This window comes from Variovorax sp. GW823-FHT02B07 (assembly GCF_058797695.1).
Genome location: NZ_JBXAJX010000002.1, coordinates 331,432 through 348,245, shown reverse-complemented (window position 1 = coordinate 348,245; position 16,814 = coordinate 331,432). Strand labels below are relative to the sequence as shown.

18 protein-coding genes are annotated in these 16,814 nt (G+C 70.0%); 10 read left to right on the top strand and 8 right to left on the bottom strand.

Translation table 11 applies throughout. The annotated features are described in order from the left end of the window. Window positions 1–2 precede the first annotated feature (2 nt). From AC1RGU_RS12805 to AC1RGU_RS12790, 4 genes are all read right to left on the bottom strand, one after another. Window positions 3–710 carry an SDR family oxidoreductase gene (locus tag AC1RGU_RS12805; RefSeq protein WP_492699317.1) on the bottom strand — a complete coding sequence of 236 codons (708 nt, stop codon included), beginning with the start codon at window positions 708–710 and terminating at the stop codon, window positions 3–5. A gap of 35 nt (window positions 711–745) precedes the next feature. After that, window positions 746–2,170 (bottom strand): MATE family efflux transporter, encoded by a 1,425-nt coding sequence (locus AC1RGU_RS12800; protein ID WP_095746256.1) that lies wholly within the window; start codon window positions 2,168–2,170, stop codon window positions 746–748. Window positions 2,171–2,185: 15 nt separating this feature from the next. Continuing rightward, window positions 2,186–3,502 carry an MFS transporter gene (locus AC1RGU_RS12795; RefSeq protein WP_492699315.1) on the bottom strand — a complete coding sequence of 439 codons (1,317 nt, stop codon included), beginning with the start codon at window positions 3,500–3,502 and terminating at the stop codon, window positions 2,186–2,188. 109 nt (window positions 3,503–3,611) lie between these two features. Then, window positions 3,612–4,067 (bottom strand): MarR family winged helix-turn-helix transcriptional regulator, encoded by a 456-nt coding sequence (locus AC1RGU_RS12790; RefSeq protein ID WP_492699313.1) that lies wholly within the window; start codon window positions 4,065–4,067, stop codon window positions 3,612–3,614. Window positions 4,068–4,142: 75 nt separating this feature from the next. On the opposite strand from AC1RGU_RS12790, the gene AC1RGU_RS12785 reads away from it, so the two are divergent. The 8 genes from AC1RGU_RS12785 (at window position 4,143) to AC1RGU_RS12750 (ending at window position 11,434) form a co-directional block, all read left to right on the top strand. Further along, complete coding sequence (locus AC1RGU_RS12785) at window positions 4,143–4,709, top strand: PaaI family thioesterase (RefSeq protein WP_492699311.1); 567 nt, start codon at window positions 4,143–4,145, stop codon at window positions 4,707–4,709. 142 nt (window positions 4,710–4,851) lie between these two features. Then, window positions 4,852–5,913 (top strand): Fe(3+) ABC transporter substrate-binding protein, encoded by a 1,062-nt coding sequence (locus tag AC1RGU_RS12780; RefSeq protein ID WP_159275910.1) that lies wholly within the window; start codon window positions 4,852–4,854, stop codon window positions 5,911–5,913. Window positions 5,914–5,948: 35 nt separating this feature from the next. Next, window positions 5,949–7,634, top strand: coding sequence for an ABC transporter permease (locus AC1RGU_RS12775; RefSeq protein ID WP_492699309.1), 1,686 nt, complete (start codon window positions 5,949–5,951; stop codon window positions 7,632–7,634). Further along, a complete protein-coding gene (locus AC1RGU_RS12770) occupies window positions 7,631–8,314 on the top strand; it encodes an ABC transporter ATP-binding protein (RefSeq protein WP_492699307.1) in 684 nt (227 codons plus the stop codon). The genes AC1RGU_RS12775 and AC1RGU_RS12770 overlap by 4 nt, the downstream gene beginning before the upstream one ends. A 14-nt stretch (window positions 8,315–8,328) precedes the next feature. Beyond that, entirely contained in the window at window positions 8,329–9,585 is a 1,257-nt protein-coding gene (locus AC1RGU_RS12765) for a hypothetical protein (protein ID WP_492699305.1), read from the top strand. A gap of 101 nt (window positions 9,586–9,686) precedes the next feature. After that, window positions 9,687–10,367, top strand: coding sequence for a glutathione S-transferase family protein (locus tag AC1RGU_RS12760; RefSeq protein WP_492699303.1), 681 nt, complete (start codon window positions 9,687–9,689; stop codon window positions 10,365–10,367). 57 nt (window positions 10,368–10,424) lie between these two features. Next, window positions 10,425–10,838, top strand: a complete 414-nt coding sequence (gene gloA, locus AC1RGU_RS12755; RefSeq protein WP_492699301.1) for a lactoylglutathione lyase — start codon at window positions 10,425–10,427, stop codon at window positions 10,836–10,838. Between the two features lie 26 nt (window positions 10,839–10,864). Next, entirely contained in the window at window positions 10,865–11,434 is a 570-nt protein-coding gene (locus AC1RGU_RS12750; protein ID WP_369646250.1) for a DUF1697 domain-containing protein, read from the top strand. 4 nt (window positions 11,435–11,438) lie between these two features. Here AC1RGU_RS12750 and AC1RGU_RS12745 read toward each other — a convergent pair whose 3' ends face one another. The 4 genes from AC1RGU_RS12745 to AC1RGU_RS12730 all read right to left on the bottom strand — a co-directional run bounded on the left by AC1RGU_RS12745 (window position 11,439) and on the right by AC1RGU_RS12730 (window position 15,438). After that, window positions 11,439–12,167 (bottom strand): haloacid dehalogenase type II, encoded by a 729-nt coding sequence (locus AC1RGU_RS12745; protein ID WP_062480144.1) that lies wholly within the window; start codon window positions 12,165–12,167, stop codon window positions 11,439–11,441. 2 nt (window positions 12,168–12,169) lie between these two features. Beyond that, window positions 12,170–12,805 carry a bifunctional 4-hydroxy-2-oxoglutarate aldolase/2-dehydro-3-deoxy-phosphogluconate aldolase gene (gene eda, locus AC1RGU_RS12740; protein ID WP_492699299.1) on the bottom strand — a complete coding sequence of 212 codons (636 nt, stop codon included), beginning with the start codon at window positions 12,803–12,805 and terminating at the stop codon, window positions 12,170–12,172. A gap of 42 nt (window positions 12,806–12,847) precedes the next feature. Then, on the bottom strand, window positions 12,848–14,677 hold the full coding sequence (gene edd / locus AC1RGU_RS12735) for a phosphogluconate dehydratase (RefSeq protein ID WP_492699298.1): 1,830 nt from the start codon (window positions 14,675–14,677) through the stop codon (window positions 12,848–12,850). A 200-nt stretch (window positions 14,678–14,877) separates the two neighbouring features. Beyond that, window positions 14,878–15,438 carry an OmpA family protein gene (locus AC1RGU_RS12730; RefSeq protein WP_492699296.1) on the bottom strand — a complete coding sequence of 187 codons (561 nt, stop codon included), beginning with the start codon at window positions 15,436–15,438 and terminating at the stop codon, window positions 14,878–14,880. A 135-nt stretch (window positions 15,439–15,573) separates the two neighbouring features. Here AC1RGU_RS12730 and AC1RGU_RS12725 point away from each other — a divergent pair, with 135 nt between their 5' ends. Continuing rightward, on the top strand, window positions 15,574–16,269 hold the full coding sequence (locus tag AC1RGU_RS12725) for a gamma-glutamylcyclotransferase (RefSeq protein ID WP_062480152.1): 696 nt from the start codon (window positions 15,574–15,576) through the stop codon (window positions 16,267–16,269). Beyond that, window positions 16,266–16,805 carry a superoxide dismutase family protein gene (locus AC1RGU_RS12720; protein ID WP_095949020.1) on the top strand — a complete coding sequence of 180 codons (540 nt, stop codon included), beginning with the start codon at window positions 16,266–16,268 and terminating at the stop codon, window positions 16,803–16,805. Before AC1RGU_RS12725 ends, AC1RGU_RS12720 begins: the two co-directional genes overlap by 4 nt. Window positions 16,806–16,814 lie beyond the last annotated feature (9 nt).

Below are 16,814 nucleotides of genomic sequence, written 5' to 3'. Positions count from 1 at the left end.
CGTCAGACCGGCGGGCTCGCATACGCGGGCCGCTCGGTCGACAGGCTCCGCTTGAGCTGGCGCGTGACCTCGTCGGCCAGCACCTCGGGCAGCCCCGCTTCCACGCCCGCCAGCGCCTGGCGCGCGGCGTCATCGGGAGAGGTCTTGGGGCCAGGCAGGCGCGCCGCCATGTCGGTGTCCATGAGCGCCACGTGCAGGCTCGTGACCTGCGTGCCCTGTCCCGCCAGTTCGTTGCGCAATCCGTTGCTCAGCGACCAGGCCGCCGACTTGGTGGCGCTGTAGGTCGCCACGCCGGGGAACGTCGTCCAGGCCAGGGCCGACAGCACGTTGAGGACCGCACCGCCGCCGTTCGACGCGAGCACCGGCGCAAAGGCCTGCGTGAGCGCCCAGGGGCCGAAGAAGTTGGTCTCGAACTCGGCGCGCGCCGCGGCCACCGCGTCGGGCGACCCCAGGAAGCTCGATCCGCGCGAGATGCCCGCGTTGTTGACCAGCAGCGTCACGTCGCCGCAGGCACGCACCGCGGCTTCGATCTGCGCGGGCTGCGTCACGTCGAGTGCCACGGGCACGACGCCCGCGAGCGTGATGCTCTTGGGGTCGCGCGCGGCCCCGTAGACCTTGCGCGCGCCGGCCGCGAGCGCCGCCTTGGCGAACGCCAGGCCGAGCCCCCGGTTGGCACCGGTGATGAAGACGACGGAGTCCTTGATCTGCATGACGAGCCTTTCGTTGAAAAAAAATCGATGGGCACTCAGGCCTGCGCCACGCGGCGCAGCAACCCTTGGGTCGTGCGCGGCCAGCCGACGCGGCCGAACCACGCACCGCCCGCGATGGCCGAGGCGATGACGATGCCGTACACCACCAGCGCCACGCCCTGCGCCGCGAACACGCCGGTGAGCCCGCCGCCCCAACGCAGCGCCAGCCAGCCGCCCGTGCCCGCAACGGCGAGCCGCGCGATGTTGCCGAGCACCGGCCACAGCAGCCGGCCCGCACCCTGCGACGCGAAGTACAGCACCAGCCCGACGCCGAAGAAACCGTACAGCGGCCCCACCACGCGCAGGTAGTGTGCGCCGGTCTCGAGCATCACGGGGTCGTGGCCGAACAGCATCAGCCACGGACGCGGGAACAGCGCGGCGGCCAGCCCGATGACCTCGGCCATGCCGAAGGCCAGCGCCGCGCCAGCCCAGGTGGCACGCAGCGCACGCTCGCGCAGCCCTGCGCCCATGCAGGTGCCGACCATCGCGACCAGCGGCGCGCCGAGGCCGAACACCAGCGGCACCAGCAGGTACTCGAGCCGCGATGCCGTGCCGTAGCCGGCGAGCGCGCCCGCGCCGAAATGGCCGGTGAGTGCGGTGGCGATACCGATCGACAGGTTGGTCGCCACCGTCGACACCGTGCCCACCAGCCCGATGCGCAGGATGTCGCGGAACAGCGGCCAGCGCATCTGGAACGCCGCCAGCGTGGGCCGCAGCAGGCTGCGCGGCGAGCGCAGGTAGGCGATGAGCGCGAGCGAGCCCAGCAGGTAGTACAGCAGGAGCGCCAGCGCCCCGCCCGCGATGCCCATGCCGCCCCACGGCCCGATGCCGAAGATCAGGAGCGGCGACGCGGGAATGAGGAACACCACGCCCACCACCGTCACGTTGGCCGGCACCGCCATGTTGCCGGTGCCGCGGATGATGGCGGACAGCGAGTTGAACAGCCACACCAGCACCGCGCCCGCGAACACCCAGTTCGAGTACGTGAGCGCGGCTTCCAGCGCCGCGCCGGTGCCGCCCATCACGCCATAGAGCCAGCGCCCGCCCAGCAGCAGCGCCAGCGTGAAGCACAGGCCGAAGCCGATCGCGATGACCACCGCGTGCCACACCAGCGCGTCGGCGTCGCCCCGGCGGCGCGCGCCCAGCGCACGCGCGATCGACGAGGCGATGCCGCCGCCCATCGCGCCGCTGGAGGTCATCTGCATCAGCATGACGATGGGGAACACCAGCGCCATGCCGGCCAGCGCGTCGGTGCCGAGCTTGCCGACGAAGTAGGTCTCGATGAGCCCGACGGAGGCCTGCGCCAGCATCACGAGCACATTGGGCGCGGCCAGCCGCAGCAGCGTGGGGATGATGGGCGCCTCGAGCAGGCGGCGCGTGCGCGGGTCGAGGTCGCCGTTCGCTTGTTGGGGGGTGGTCATGCGGGTCTCCGGCGTTCAGGCGCGCGCCGCGGCGCTGGTGGTGGCTGCGGCCGGTGCGGTGGCGGTCTTGGCGGGACGGCGGATCGCCATGACGATCAGCGCCGCGAACAGGCAGGCCGCGCCGGCCGTGTACAGCGCCGGCGTGTAGGTCAGCAGCAGCGTGCGCGCAAAGCCCGCGCCATACGCCGCGGTGGCCGCGCCCAGCTGGTGGGCCGCGAAGATCCAGCCGAACACCAACCCGACCTTCGCGGGGCCGAAGGCGGCGCCCGCGAGCTTGACGGTCGGCGGCACGGTGGCGATCCAGTCCAGGCCGTAGAACATCGCGAACAGCCCAAGGCCGTAGATCGTGAATTCGGAGTGCGGCAGCCAGAACAGCGACAGCCCGCGCAGGCCGTAGTACCAGAAGAGCAGCTTGCGGTTGTCGTAGCGGTCGGAGAGCCAGCCCGACAGGATGGTGCCGACGAAGTCGAAGGCGCCCATCATTGCGAGCACCGAGGCGGCCGGCACGGCGCTCATGCCGTAGTCGCCGCACAGCGAGATGAAGTGCGTCTGCACCAGGCCGTTGGTGCTCAGGCCGCAGATGAAGAAGGTGCCGGCCAGGATCAGGAAGGTGCGGTTGGTCGCCACCTCGCGCAGCACGCGAAACGGCGTGGCGAAGTTCATCGTGAAGGCGGGTGCCGGCGCCGGCTGCGTGCCGGGCGCTTCACCGTAGGGCAGCAGGCCGATGTCCGACGGCCGGTTGCGCACCAGGCACAGCGCGAGCAGCGCGATCACCACGCTGCCGACCACGATCGGCACGATGGCCGAGCGCCAGCCCCAGTGCTCGATCATCCAGGCCGCCAGCGGCAGGAAGGCCAGCTGGCCGGTGGCCGCGCTGGCCGTGAGCATGCCCACGACCAGGCCGCGCCGCGCAACGAACCATCGGTTGGCCACCACGGCGCCCAGCACCAGCGCCGTCATGCCGGTGCCCAGGCCGAGCATCAGGCTCCACAGCACGAACAGCTGCCACAGCTGCGAGGCCGTGGTGACCAGCGCCATGCCCAGCCCGACCAGCGTGAGGCCGGCGCACATCACCGCGCGCAGGCCGTAGCGCTCCATCAGCACCGCGGCGAACGGGCCCATGAGGCCGAACAGCGCAAAGCGCAGTGCGAGCGCGGACGAGATCTGCTCGGTGCTCCAGCCGAACTCCTCGCCGAGCGGCTTCATCATCGCGCCCGGCAGGCCGAGCGCGGCCGACATGGTGAGCATGGTCAGGAAGGTGACGGCGGCGACGATCCAGCCGTAGTGGATGCCGCGGCGCTGCAGCCATGCGGAGACGTGGGTGGCGAACATGGGACCTCTGGAACTGTTGGAATGGGTCGGGGGAGAAACGAAGAGACAGGGAATCCGGCCGCGCGGCTACAGGGGCGCGGAACGTGTTCGTTGAAAAGGGGTGGGAGCGTCAGTCCTGCACGTCGGCCGGCTCGCCCGTGCCCAGCAGCGCGAGCGATTCGTCGATGAGCGCATGCAGCGCGAGCACGCGCTCCACGCCCAGCAGCGCATTGAGCTTGAGTTGCGCCGTCTTCCAGTGCTGCTGCGCTTCGCGCCACTTGGCCTCGCCGGCCTCGGTGAGCGACACCAGCCGGCTGCGCGCATCGGCGCCCGCCACTTGCGCCACCCAGCCCGCGGTGATCAGCGGCTGCAGGTTGCGGCTCAGCGTGGACGCGGTCATCTTCAGTTCGCCCGCCAGGTCGACCGGGCGCATCGGGCCCAGGCGCTTGAGGTGCGACAGCAGCGAGTACTGCGTGGTCTTGAGGCCGCTGCGCGACACCTCGGCGTCGTAGTGCTGCGTCAGGCGGCGCATCAACTGGCGCGTCTTGAAGCTGGTGCAGCCGCGGGGTTGGGTGGGTGTGTCCATGGGGTATTATTGTATGTGCAACTATTGCATATGCAATCAACCCCTCCCCGCAAAGCCCCCAGCAGGAACACAGGCATGACGCAGCAAGCTTTCACCGACACCCCCTCCCATCTGCTCGACGAATGGATCGCCGAAGAGCGGCAGATCGCCGAGCGCCTCGAGAACGGCCCCGGCCCCGGGCTCGCGCGCCCCGAGCAGGTCGCCGGCAAGACCGGCCTTGAGGTCATGCAGGCCATGCTCAACGGCGAGATTCCCTACGCCGCCATCGCCAAGACGCTGGACTTCACCATCGTCTCGGTCAGCAAGGGCATCGCCATCTTCCAGGGTACGCCGCTGCCGCAGCACCTGAACCCGCTGGGCACCATCCATGGTGGCTGGGTCGCCACGATGCTCGACTCCGCTCTGGGCTGCTCGGTCCACACCATGATGCCGCCCGGTCGCGCGTACACCACCGCCGAGCTCAGCGTGAATTACGTCAAGGGCCTCACGCCGAAGGTGCAGCGCGTGCGCGCCGAGGGCAAGGTGATCCACTGCGGCAAGCAGCTCGCCACGGCAGAGGCTCGGCTGGTCGGGGCGGACGGCACGCTGTACGCGCATGCGACGACGACGTGCCTGGTGTTCGAGGTGCCTGCGGGGCGGTGAGGCGTTTCAAGTAGGCCCTCAAGCTGTAAGCCAAAAGGAAAACCCGCTCCTCCCTGTCAGTGATAATTGTTCGCATCAGCGACAGGCTCCGTCGTCGCCGATGCCTTTCCTAGAACACCTCACCGCACCTGGAGGATCCTTCATGACCGACCGTTCCGGCCCCCAGGGCCGCGTGGCGCACGCCCTCCTCGGCGTTTCCGCCGCCTGGCTCGCCCTCTCCGCCCTGCCCGCGCACGCCGCCAATGACGAGCTCACGCTCTACACGACGCGCGAGCCGGCGCTGATCCAGCCGCTGATCTCGGCGTTCAGTGCGCAAAGCAAGATCAAGGTCAACACGGTGTTCGTGAAGGACGGCCTGCTGGAACGCGTGAAGGCCGAAGGCGCGCGCTCGCCGGCCGACGTGCTGATGACAGTGGACATCGGCAACCTCGTCGACCTCGTCGAAGGCGGCGTGACGCAGCCGGTGAAGTCGGCCGCGCTCGAGTCGGCCATTCCGGCCAACCTGCGCGGCGCCGACGGCCAATGGTTCGCGCTCTCGCTGCGCGCACGCGTGCTGTACGCCGACAAGAACCAGCCGCTGACCAGTTTCCGCTACGAAGACCTGGCCAACCCGAAGTACAAGGGCAAGGTCTGCATCCGCGCCGGCCAGCACCCCTACAACACGGCCCTGGTGGCCGCGATGATCGCGCACGACGGCGAGGCCAAGACCGAGCAGTGGCTGCGCGGCGTCAAGGGCAACCTGGCGCGCAAGGCCACCGGCGGCGACCGCGACGTGGCGCGCGACATCCTCGGCGGCATCTGCGACATCGGCGTGGCCAACTCGTACTACGTGGGCCAGATGAAGAGCGCCAAGGAAGGCACCGACGCGCGCAAGTGGGGCGACGCGATCAAGGTGATCCGCCCGACCTTCGCCAGCGCCAAGAGCGGCGGCACGCACGTGAACATCAGCGGCGCGGCCGTGGCCAAGAACGCACCGCAGCGCGCCAACGCGGTCAAGCTGCTCGAGTTCCTGGTGTCGGAACCGGCCCAGGCGCTGTACGCCGACGCCAACTACGAGTACCCGGTGCGCAAGGGCGTGGCCCTCGACCCGATCATCGGCCAGTCCATCGGCGAGCTGAAGGTCGATCCGCTGCCGCTGACCGAGATTGCCAAATACCGCAAGCAGGCCAGCGCCCTCGTCGACAAGGTCGGCTTCGACCAGTGACCTTGCATGGCCGGGCACACCTTGCCGGCGACTGAATGCTGATTTCGCGGCGCCAGCCGCCGGGCCTGCGCGCCGCGGGCCCGGCCTGGCGCTGCGCGTCGTTCCTGATCGCACTCGGCGTGCTCGCGCCGGTGCTCACGCTGGCCTGGCTCGCGTTCGGCTCGGGCGTCGGCCACTGGGGGCCGCTGTTCGCGCACGTGCTGCCGCAGGCGGCGCTCAACACGGCGCTGCTGCTTGCGGGCGTTGGCACCCTCGTCCTCGTGATCGGCACCGGCTGCGCCTGGCTGGTCACGGCGCATGACTTCCCCGGCCGCGGCGTGCTCAACTGGGCGCTGCTGCTGCCGCTGGCGATGCCGACCTACATCGTCGCCTTCGCCTACCTCGACCTGCTGCACCCGATCGGCCCCGTGCAGGGCGCGATCCGCTGGATGCTGGGCTTCGACAGCCCGCGCCAGTTCCGCCTGCCCGACCTGCGCTCGATGCCGGGCGCGATCTTCGTGCTGGGCTTCGTGCTCTATCCGTACGTCTACATGACGGCGCGCGCGATGTTCATGACCCAGCCCGCGCACCTGCTGGAAGCGGCGCGCACGCTGGGCGAGAGCCGCCGCGGCGCGTTCTTTCGCGTGGCCTTGCCGCTGGCGCGGCCGGCGCTGGCCGTGGGCCTGAGCCTGGCGCTGCTCGAGACGCTCAACGACATCGGCGCCTCCGAATTCCTCGGCGTGAACACGCTCACGGTGGCGGTCTACACCACCTGGATCACGCGCTCCGACCTGGCCGGCGCCGCGCAGATCGCCTGCGCGATGCTGTTCGTGGTGGTGGCGCTGGTCTGGCTCGAACGCAACGGCCGCCAGCACCAGCGCTTCGGCTCCGCGCAGCGCATGCGCGCGGTGCAGCCCCGGCGCCTGCACGGCGGCGCGGCCTGGGCGGCGACCGCGACGGCGGCGCTGCCGGTGCTGATCGGCTTTGTCGCGCCCGCGCTGTACCTGGTCTGGGAAAGCGGCAAGCGGCTGCACCAGGGCGGCGGCATTTCGCAGGGCCTCGTGGCCAGCCTGGGCAACACGCTGGCACTGGCGGCCGGCGTGACGGTGGTGGCCGTGGCGGCGGGGCTGGTCGTGGCCTGGGCCTCGCGCAGCCAGGGCACGAGCCTCAACCGCGACCGCTGGCAGGCGCGCGTGGCCACGCTGGGCTACGCAGTGCCGGGCACGGTGCTCGCCATCGGCCTGCTGACGCCGGCGCTGGCCTTCGACGCGGCGCTGGCCGGCGCGATGGGCTGGCAAGGTCTGCCGCTGATGGGCGCGGGCATCGTGCTGGTCATGGCCTGCGCCATCCGTTTCCTTGCGATGCCCGTGGGTGGCATCGAAGCCGGGCTGGCACGCATTCCGCCGGCCATCGAGCAGGCCTCGCGCCTGCTCGGCGAAACCACCGGCGGCACGCTGCGCCGCGTGCACCTTCCGCTGCTGCAGCCCGCCATCGCGGCGGGCGCGCTGCTGGTCTTCGTCGACGCCATGAAGGAGCTGCCGGCCACGCTGCTGCTACGCCCGGCCAACTTCGACACCCTCGCCACCTGGCTCTACGCCGAGGCCGCGCGCGGCACCTACGAGGAAGGCGCGATCGCCGCGCTGGCCATCGTGGTCGCCGGCCTGCTGCCGGTGGTGCTGCTGGCGCGCAACCAGCTCGGCACGACACCGGCGGTGACGCCTCCCGATACGGACCCCGCATGAGTTCCCCGCTTCATCTCGACTCGCTCCAGCTCGCGTACGACACGCCGCGCGGCCCGCACACGGTGGTCGACGGCTTCTCGCTGGACCTGGCCGCGGGCGAGATCGCCTGCCTGTTCGGCCCCTCGGGCTGCGGCAAGACCACGGTGCTGCGCGCCATCGCTGGCTTCGAGCCTGTGCGCGCCGGCACCATCCGCCTCGGCGACACGCTGCTGTCGTCTCCGCAGAAGCACCTGCCGCCCGAGCAGCGGCGCGTGGGCATGATGTTCCAGGAGTACGCGCTGTTCCCGCACCTGTCGGCCGCCAGGAACGTGGCCTTCGGCCTGCGCCGCCTGGGCCGCGCGGCGCAGCAGGCACGCGTGACCGAGATGCTCGCGCTGGTCGGCCTGGCCGAGGCCGGCGAGCGCTACCCGCACGAGCTGTCGGGTGGCCAGCAGCAACGCATCGCACTGGCCCGCGCGCTGGCGCCCTCGCCCGCCCTGCTGTTGCTGGACGAGCCGTTTTCCAACCTCGACGGCGGCACGCGCGAGCGCCTGACCGCCGAGGTGCGCGGCATCCTGAAGAAGGCCGGGCAGACCGCGATCCTGGTCACGCACAACGAGGCCGAGGCGCATGCGATGGCCGACCGCATCGGCGTGATGCACAACGGGCGGATCACGCACTGGCTGGAGACGGTCTCCTAACGGAAGGCCCCACGATGCGCAACGCGACCCGACTCTTCCTCGCCTGGGCGACGTTGCTCGGGTCTGCGATGCCGGCCCTGGCAGAAGTCCGTACGGTCTACCAAGGCACCCTCGGCACCAGCGAGGTCGTGCTCGAAGTGAATGCCTCCGGCGGCGGGCGGTATTTCTATCGCCGCCACGGTGTCGACATTCCACTCTCCGGGCGGATGACGAAGCTCGTGGAAGCCCTCCCGATCCAGGGCGAGGCGATGTACCGCGCGGCACAAGGCGGCAACACGCCGTTGTTCGAAGACGCGCAGACCCGACAGCCGGGTCCGACGTGGCGCGGCCAGGTGATCAACGGCACCTTTGCCGGAAGCTGGAGCGATGGCCCTGGCAAGCAGAACGTCGCGTTCGGGCTTCGGCAAGTTCGCCAGTACGACCCGGACCAGAATCCCGGCGCAACCGCACCAGTGACGCGCGCCATCCCGCCAGGCAACACCATCGGCGCGGCTTCGGACGCGCCGATCTCCATCGAGACGGCGCCCTACGACCACCTGAAGCTGCAGACATCGCTCAAGCAAGGCGCGGAGCACGTCAGCGGAGCGGTGGCATGGCGCATGGTCATCGATCCGCGCACGCGCTTTTCCTATCCGCGGCTCACCCGGCACCCGGATGCGCGCATGGTCGAGAAAGTCAACGCCATCCTCGCGCGCAGGCATGGGCAACTCAACCTCGCCGCGCTCGAATGCAAGGCCACCCTTTACACCGAGACGCACCCGGCGGCCGGCTCGCTGGGAAACTACGACGCGGAATCGGTGCGCGTCACCTTTCTCAGCCCGACGCTGATGAGCGTCGTCGAATCGGGGAGCACCGACTGCGGCGGCGCCCATCCCCACAACCACTACGCGCCCTACACGCTCGACCTGGTCCGCGGCGAGTACCTCGACTTCGAACGCCTGTTCCGCGCGTTCACCAGGACGCCGGACGGGTTCGTGCCGAGCCAGACGCTCATGGCGCTGATCGGGAAGAAGCTGAAGGCACAGGGACGCGGGCCCGAATCCGCAGCCGCCGCAGACCCGCAGCACTACACGGGTTGCGACGAGGTGTGGCCCCAGTACCTGGCATTGCATTTCGAGCGCACCCACGGGCGCGATGCGTTGGCCGTCGCGGTCAGCGGCGTGCCGCATGCGCTCGGCGCCTGCCTCGGCACCACGGTGGCGCTGCCGTTCACCGAACTCAAGCCCCTTCTCAAGCCTGCGGCCGGCGCGTACCTTTTTCCCAAGCCGTAGCAACCGGGCGGCGCCCGAATGGGCTTTTCCAGAAAAGGTTGTTCAGGACCGCAAGAATCGCGGCGATCCGACCACCCATTTCTTCGAAGACGGAACGCCCCATGACCCAGGCCCTCACCCTCGTCAGCCACCTGCTGTGCCCCTACGTGCAACGCGCCGCGATCGCGCTGCACGAGAAGAACGTGCCCTTCGAGCGCGTCGTGATCGATCTCGCGAACAAGCCCCAATGGTTTCTCGACATCTCGCCGCTGGGCAAGGTGCCGCTGCTGAAGGTGCAGCGCCCCGATGGCACCGAGGCCGTGCTGTTCGAGAGCAACGTGATCTGCGAGTACCTCGAAGAGACGCAACCCGGCGCCCGCCTGCACCCCGAAGACCCGCTCGCACGTGCACAGCACCGTGCATGGATGGAGTTCGGCTCGGCCATCCTCGTCGACCTGTGGGGCTACGAGACCACGCAGGACGCCGCCGTGTTCGCGCAGAAGCGCGAGGCACTGGCCGCCAGGTTCGAACGCGTCGAGGCCGCACTGGCGCAAGGCCCCTATTTCGCGGGCGAAGCCTTCAGCCTCGTCGACGCAGTGTTCGCACCGGTGTTCCGCTACTTCGAGGTGTTCGATGCGATCAGCGATTCGCACCTGTTCGACGCGCTGCCCAAGGTGAATGCCTGGCGCCATGCGCTGGCGGCGCGGCCCAGCGTGCGCGCGGCGGTGGTGCCCGAGTACCCGCGGCACCTGATGGATTTCCTGAAGAAGTACCAGGCGCACCTGCTGACGCTGGCCGCTTGATCGCCAAGAGCAGAGGGCGACAATAGCCCCCTCCCCCCATAACGACAGACCCACGAGATGCGACTTCTCCACACCATGCTGCGCGTTGGCAATCTCCAGCGCTCCATCGACTTCTACACGCAGGTGCTCGGCATGACGCTGCTGCGCACGTCGGAAAACCCCGAATACAAGTACAGCCTCGCGTTCGTCGGCTACGGCAACGGCAACCCCGACCAGGCCGAGATCGAACTCACCTACAACTGGGGCACCGAGAGTTACGAGCTCGGCACCGCCTACGGCCACATCGCGCTCGGCGTGCCCGACGCCTACGCGGCCTGCGAGAAGATCAAGGCCGCCGGCGGCAACGTGACGCGTGAGGCCGGCCCGGTCAAGGGCGGCACGACGGTCATCGCCTTCGTGACGGACCCCGACGGCTACAAGATCGAGCTCATCCAGCGCAACGAGAACGCTGCGGGCGGCGGCCTGCGCTGAGCCGTTTCGGGCCGCACCCCCACGCCATGGCAAGCCCGAAGACAAAGAAGAAGGACGCGCCGCTGACGCGCTACGTCGCCCTGCTGCGCGGCGTGAACGTCAACGGCATCACGATCAAGAGCGCCGACCTGAAGGCGCTGTTCGTCGACGAACTCGGCTTCGGCGCGGTGCGCACGGTGCTCGCCAGCGGCAACGTGCTGTTCGACACCGACGCGCCCGATGCCGCCGCGCTGCGAACACGCATCGAGAAAGCGCTGCGCCAGTGCTTCGGCTACGAGGCGTGGATCGTGCTGCTCACGCAGCGGCAGGTGGCCGACATGGCGGCGGGCTACCCATTCGAACGCATCGACGACACGCACCATCCGTACCTCGTGTTCGGCTCCGACGCCGCGATGCTCGACGAGATCATGGACAAGGCCGGCACGGTCGATGCCAAGGTCGAGCAGCTGGTGCGCGGCGATGGCGTGCTGTACTGGCAGTGCCCGCGCGGCGAAAGCCTGGAGACGCCGGTCGCGAAGCTGCTGGCGAAGACCCGCTACAAATCGAGCACCACCACGCGCAACCTGCGCACGGTGGAAAAACTCATCACGGACTGATCGATCAGCAGCCCAGCCGGTCGGCCAGCGCGACGATGTCGCGCACATGCAGGTTGTTGTCCGGCTGCGGCGACACGTCCTTCGGCTGGTTGCGGCCGAACTCGTGGGGCCGCTCGATGTACGCCGTCTTCAGGCCGCACACGCGCGCGGCCGCCAGGTCGTCGTGGTGCGCGGCGGCGAGCATGACCTGCCCGGGCGTCGCGTCGAACACGCCCGCCACGCCGAGGTAGGTGCGCGGGTCGGGCTTGTAGGCCTTGAACACTTCGGCCGACAGCACGCAGTCCCAGGGCAGGCCGGCGCGCTTGGCCATCTCGGTGAGCAGGCCGATGTTGCCGTTGGAGAGCGTGCAGATGGTGAACTTCTTCTTCAGCCGCGTGAGCCCCTCGACCGCATCGGGCCAGGCCGGCAGGCGATGCCAGGCGCGGCTCAGGTCGCGCTTGGCGGCGCTGTCGAGGTGGTCGGCCAAGCTGAAGTCGTGCAGCACCTGCTCGAGCATGCTCAGGTGCAGCTCGTCGAGCAGCGTGAAGCCCCCCTCGCCGGCCGCGATGCGTTCCATCACGGCCTTCATGGCGGGCTGGTAGCCGGCGCGCCAGGCCAGCGCAAAGGCCGCGCCGTCCACGCCGGGCAGTACGCGCTCGACCTCGGCCGCGATGCCGCTGTGCCAGTCGACCACCGTGCCGAACACGTCGAACGCGATGACCTTGAGGTCGCCCGCGTCGAAATCGGCCGACATGCTCAGCGGGGCAGCTGGCTCGCGGCGCGCGCCAGTTGCTCGATGCGGGTCCAGTCGCCGTCGCGGATGGCGTCGGTCGGCACGATCCACGAACCGCCCACGCAGGCCACGTTCGACAGCGCGAGGAACTCGGCCGCGTTGCCCGCATGGATGCCGCCCGTGGGGCAGAAGGTGACGTCGCCGAACGGGCCCTGCCAGGCCTTGAGCATCGGCAGGCCGCCGGCCTGCAGCGCGGGGAAGAACTTCAGCTGGGTGTAGCCGTCTTCCTGCGCCGTCATGATCTCGCTGCCGGTGGCCACGCCGGGCAGCAGCGGCAGGCCGAGGTCGTGGCAGGCCTTGCCGACCGCGCGCGTGTAGCCCGGGCTCACGCCGAACTTGGCGCCGGCCAGCGCCGAGGCCTGTGCGTCGGCCGCGCTGCGGATGGTGCCCGCGCCGGCGACGGCTTCGGGCACTTCCTTGGTGATGGCCTCGATGCACTGCAGCGCCTGCGGCGTGCGCAGCGTGACTTCGAGCATGCGGATGCCGCCTGCGACCAGCGCGCGCGCCAGGGGCACGGCGTCTTTCACGTCGTTCAGCACGATGACCGGAATGACGGGTGCGTCGCGCATCACGTCGAGGGGGGTGAGTCTGTCTGTCATCTCATGGCTCCATAAATTTCTTGCGGCCCGCGTAGGGCCCCGTCACATCCAGGTGCAGGCGCCCTCTTCGGCGGTCAGGGCGTTGCGGCGCATGCCGGCGAACAGTTCGCGGCCCAGCCCGTGCCCGTCCGCGATGCGTTGCGCGTCGGACAGCGTCGCGGTCTCGCGCGCGGCCCATTCGTCTTCGGGCAGCAACACGGCGAGCGTACCCGCTACGGCGTCGAGGCGGATCAGGTCGCCGTCGCGCACCTTGGCCAGCGGGCCGCCGGCAGCGGCTTCGGGCGACACGTGGATGGCCGCGGGGATCTTGCCCGAGGCACCGCTCATGCGGCCGTCGGTGACCAGCGCCACGCGGAAGCCCTTGCCCTGCAGCACCGACAGCGGCGGCGTGAGCTTGTGCAGCTCGGGCATGCCGTTGGCCTGCGGGCCCTGCCAGCGCACCACGCAGACCACGTCGCGCTCCAGCTCGCCGGCCGTGAACGCTTTTTGCAGCGCGGCCTGCGAGTCGAACACGCGCGCGGGCGCTTCGATGACGTGGCGGTCGTCGGGCACCGACGACACCTTGATCACGCTGCGTCCCAGGTTGCCGCTGAGCAGCTTGAGGCCGCCGGTGGCGCTGAAGGGGCTGGCCACCGGGCGCGTGACGGCTTCTTTCTGCAGCGGTGCAGCGGGCGTCCATTGCAGCGTGTTCTCACCGGCCAGCGACGGGATGTTGGCGAATTCGCGGATGCCGCCGGAGCGCACCGTGAGCACGTCGGCGTGCATCAGGCCAGCCTCGACCAGCTCGCCGATCACGAAGCCCGGGCCGCCGCAGGCCTGGAACTCGTTCACGTCGGCGCTGCCGTTGGGGTACACGCGCGTGAGCAGCGGCACCACGTCGGACAGCTGGGAGAAGTCGTCCCAGTCGATGAGGATGCCCGCGGCGCGCGCCACGGCCACCCAGTGGATCAGGTGGTTGGTGGAGCCGCCCGTGGCCAGCAGCGCGACCATGGCGTTGACGATGCAGCGCTCGTCGACCATCTCGCCGATGGGCGGGCAGTTGAAGGCGGTGTCGCTGGCCTTGCCGAGCACCGAGCGCACCGCTTCGCGCGTGAGCGTTTCGCGCATGGCGTCGCCGGGCTGGATGAAGGCCGTGCCGGGCACGTGCAGGCCCATGGCCTCCAGCAGCATCTGGTTGCTGTTGGCGGTGCCGTAGAAGGTGCAGGTGCCGACCGTGTGATAGGCGGCCATCTCGGCCTCGAGCAGGCCCTGGCGGCCCACGAGGCCCTGCGCCGCCTGCTCGCGCACCTTCGACTTGGCGGTGTTCGACAGGCCCGAGGGCATCGGCCCGGCGGGCACGAAGACGGTGGGCAGGTGGCCGAAGTGCAGCGCGCCGATCAGGAGGCCCGGCACGATCTTGTCGCACACGCCGAGCATCAGCGCGCCGTCGAACATGTCGTGCGTGAGCGCCACCGCAGTGCTCATGGCGATCAGGTCGCGGCTGAACAGGCTCAGCTCCATGCCGGGCGTGCCCTGCGTGACGCCGTCGCACATGGCGGGCACGCCGCCCGCGACCTGCGCGGTGGCGCCGTGGCGGCGGGCCTCGTGCTTGATGATGTCCGGGTAGCCCTGGTACGGCGCGTGGGCCGAGAGCATGTCGTTGTAGGCGGTGACGATGCCCAGGTTGGGCGCGCGCTCGGCCACCACCTTGAACTTGTCGTTGGCCGGGATGCCGGCCACGGCGTGCGCCACGTTGGCGCAGCCCATGCGGTCAGAGCCGCGGTCGCGGGCGCGGATCTCGGCCAGGCGCGTGAGGTAGGTGCTGCGCGTGTCGCGGCTGCGCGCGCGGATGCGATCGGTGACGTCGCGGACGGTGGGGTGTGTGCTGCTCATGGGGAAGTTGGCTCTTGCTGCGTGTCGCCGGCGCGACTGTGGGCCTGGAGGCCCATCGTACCAATTCGAGCGCGACGCCCCGATGAAATCCGGCCGCAGAACGATACGAAATTACTCAGGCATGCACCCGGTCGCGTGCAGGCACAAAAAAACCCGGCCATGCCGGGTTTTTCCTTGGGGGATGCAAAAGGCCGGATCGCTCAGTCGACCAGCCGGACCTCGACGCGGCGCGCCTCGGCGTTGTTGCCCGAGCCGGCGGTGACGGCGGGCTTCTGCAGGTCGATCTTCTCGGCCGGCACGCCCAGGCCTGCCAGCACCTCGCGCACCATCTGGGCGCGCTTCTTGGCCAGTTCCTCGTTCACGGCGGCATCGCCGGTGGCGTCGTGGAAGCCCGAGACCACCGCCTTGCGGCCGCCCTCGACGCCCTCGACGCCCTTGATGACCAGGGCCAGCGCCTCGGCGGCGCCCGGTGCGAGGTCGGCGCTGCCGGTCGCGAAGTAGAAGTTCACCACGCCGCCGACCACGCGGATGCTCGCGCCATCGGGGATCACCACGGTGACGGTCTCGGTGACTTCGGTCACCTGCACCGCGCCGCCCGGCGCCGCTGAAGCCGAAACCGCGACAGCGGGCTTGGCCTGCGCGGCCGTCGCGCCCAGGCCCTTGTGCCAGAAGGCGACGCCGATCACGAACATGATCACGAGCGCGATCAATGCCACCAGGAAGCCGAGGGCGAAATTCTGCTGGCTGTCGTCGTTGTTCATGGAAGCGCGATCTCCGTAGGAAAGGGGTCGGTAAATAATGGTGCGGTGAACCATGATCACGAAATTGTAGGCGCCACCCCCGACACCCCCGTGTCAGCCGTCGCGCCGGACCCCGGTCCGCCGGGGCTGGACCCCATGCCCCGTCCGCTGCGCGACCCGCAGCCGATGCTGGAACGCGCGATCGCCGACTGGGGCGGACGCGACGATCTCTGGCTGTTCGGCTACGGCTCGCTGATCTGGCGGCCCGAGTTCGGCTTTGCGGAGCGGCGCGCGGCCTCGGTGCACGGCTGGCACCGCGCGCTCAAGATGTGGAGCCGCGTCAACCGCGGCAGCGTGCAGACGCCGGGCCTGGTGTTCGGCCTGCTCTCGGGCGGCAGCTGCCGGGGCGTGGTGTTCCGCGTGCCGAAGGCCGAGGGCCTGGAGACGCTGAAGCGCCTCTGGCTGCGCGAGATGCCGACCGGCGTGTACGACCCCAAGTGGCTGCAATGCGGCACCGCCGAAGGGCCGGTGCGCGCGCTGGCCTTCACGCTGTCGCGGCGCAGCCCGAACTTCACGGGCGAGCTCAGCGACGAGCGCTACCGCCACATCTTCGCGAATGCCGTGGGCCGCTACGGCAGCTCGCTCGACTACGCGCGCCAGACCCTGCTCGAGCTGCAGCGCCACGCGATCCACGACGCGGCGCTGGCCCGGCTGGTGGCGCTGGCCGCCGAGCCGCCATTTCAGACACCGGCCGATTGCGGGACAGCCCCGGCTCCGGTATACGTTGCGGGGTCTTCGGACACCGCGTCCTCTCAACCCTCCACCCCGTTCATCAACAAGGAAAACCAATGATCCATCGCCGTCTCCTCGCCACTGGCACCGCCCTCCTCGCCACTGCCGTGCTCGCCGCCTGCGGCAGCATGGGCGGCAAGCCGAGCACCACAGTCGAGCTGACGCCGACCGCCGCCGTCACGCCCAACCCCGCGCGCGGCTCGGTGACGCTCACCGCACTCGACCACGGCGTGCGCGTGTCCGGCGAGGTGCGCGGCCTGGCGCCGGGCAGCGAGCACGGTTTCCACATCCATGAAAAGGGCGACTGCGGCAACAACGGCAACGCCTCGGGCGGCCACTTCAACCCGGCCGGCGGCACGCACGGCAAGTTCTCCGCGCCCGGCAGCCACGCCGGCGAACTGCCCAGCCTGGTGGCCGACGCCAGCGGCGTGGCGCGCTTCAGCGTCGAGAACCACGCGATCTCGCTGACCGACGGCGCCGCCAACAACGTGCGCGGCCGCGCGCTCGTGGTGCACCGCGACCGCGACGACTTCACGACGCAGCCCGCCGGCAACTCCGGCCCGCGCGTGCTCTGCGCGGTCGTTGCCCAGAACTAAGCAAAAAGT

Coding starts and splice junctions, on each gene's coding strand:
- AC1RGU_RS12805 (WP_492699317.1), bottom strand. CDS start 710: ATGCAGATCAAGGACTCCGTCGTCTTCATCACCGGTGCCAACCGGGGG.
- AC1RGU_RS12800 (WP_095746256.1), bottom strand. CDS start 2,170: ATGACCACCCCCCAACAAGCGAACGGCGACCTCGACCCGCGCACGCGC.
- AC1RGU_RS12795 (WP_492699315.1), bottom strand. CDS start 3,502: ATGTTCGCCACCCACGTCTCCGCATGGCTGCAGCGCCGCGGCATCCAC.
- AC1RGU_RS12790 (WP_492699313.1), bottom strand. CDS start 4,067: ATGGACACACCCACCCAACCCCGCGGCTGCACCAGCTTCAAGACGCGC.
- AC1RGU_RS12785 (WP_492699311.1), top strand. CDS start 4,143: ATGACGCAGCAAGCTTTCACCGACACCCCCTCCCATCTGCTCGACGAA.
- AC1RGU_RS12780 (WP_159275910.1), top strand. CDS start 4,852: ATGACCGACCGTTCCGGCCCCCAGGGCCGCGTGGCGCACGCCCTCCTC.
- AC1RGU_RS12775 (WP_492699309.1), top strand. CDS start 5,949: ATGCTGATTTCGCGGCGCCAGCCGCCGGGCCTGCGCGCCGCGGGCCCG.
- AC1RGU_RS12770 (WP_492699307.1), top strand. CDS start 7,631: ATGAGTTCCCCGCTTCATCTCGACTCGCTCCAGCTCGCGTACGACACG.
- AC1RGU_RS12765 (WP_492699305.1), top strand. CDS start 8,329: ATGCGCAACGCGACCCGACTCTTCCTCGCCTGGGCGACGTTGCTCGGG.
- AC1RGU_RS12760 (WP_492699303.1), top strand. CDS start 9,687: ATGACCCAGGCCCTCACCCTCGTCAGCCACCTGCTGTGCCCCTACGTG.
- gloA (WP_492699301.1), top strand. CDS start 10,425: ATGCGACTTCTCCACACCATGCTGCGCGTTGGCAATCTCCAGCGCTCC.
- AC1RGU_RS12750 (WP_369646250.1), top strand. CDS start 10,865: ATGGCAAGCCCGAAGACAAAGAAGAAGGACGCGCCGCTGACGCGCTAC.
- AC1RGU_RS12745 (WP_062480144.1), bottom strand. CDS start 12,167: ATGTCGGCCGATTTCGACGCGGGCGACCTCAAGGTCATCGCGTTCGAC.
- eda (WP_492699299.1), bottom strand. CDS start 12,805: ATGACAGACAGACTCACCCCCCTCGACGTGATGCGCGACGCACCCGTC.
- edd (WP_492699298.1), bottom strand. CDS start 14,677: ATGAGCAGCACACACCCCACCGTCCGCGACGTCACCGATCGCATCCGC.
- AC1RGU_RS12730 (WP_492699296.1), bottom strand. CDS start 15,438: ATGAACAACGACGACAGCCAGCAGAATTTCGCCCTCGGCTTCCTGGTG.
- AC1RGU_RS12725 (WP_062480152.1), top strand. CDS start 15,574: ATGCCCCGTCCGCTGCGCGACCCGCAGCCGATGCTGGAACGCGCGATC.
- AC1RGU_RS12720 (WP_095949020.1), top strand. CDS start 16,266: ATGATCCATCGCCGTCTCCTCGCCACTGGCACCGCCCTCCTCGCCACT.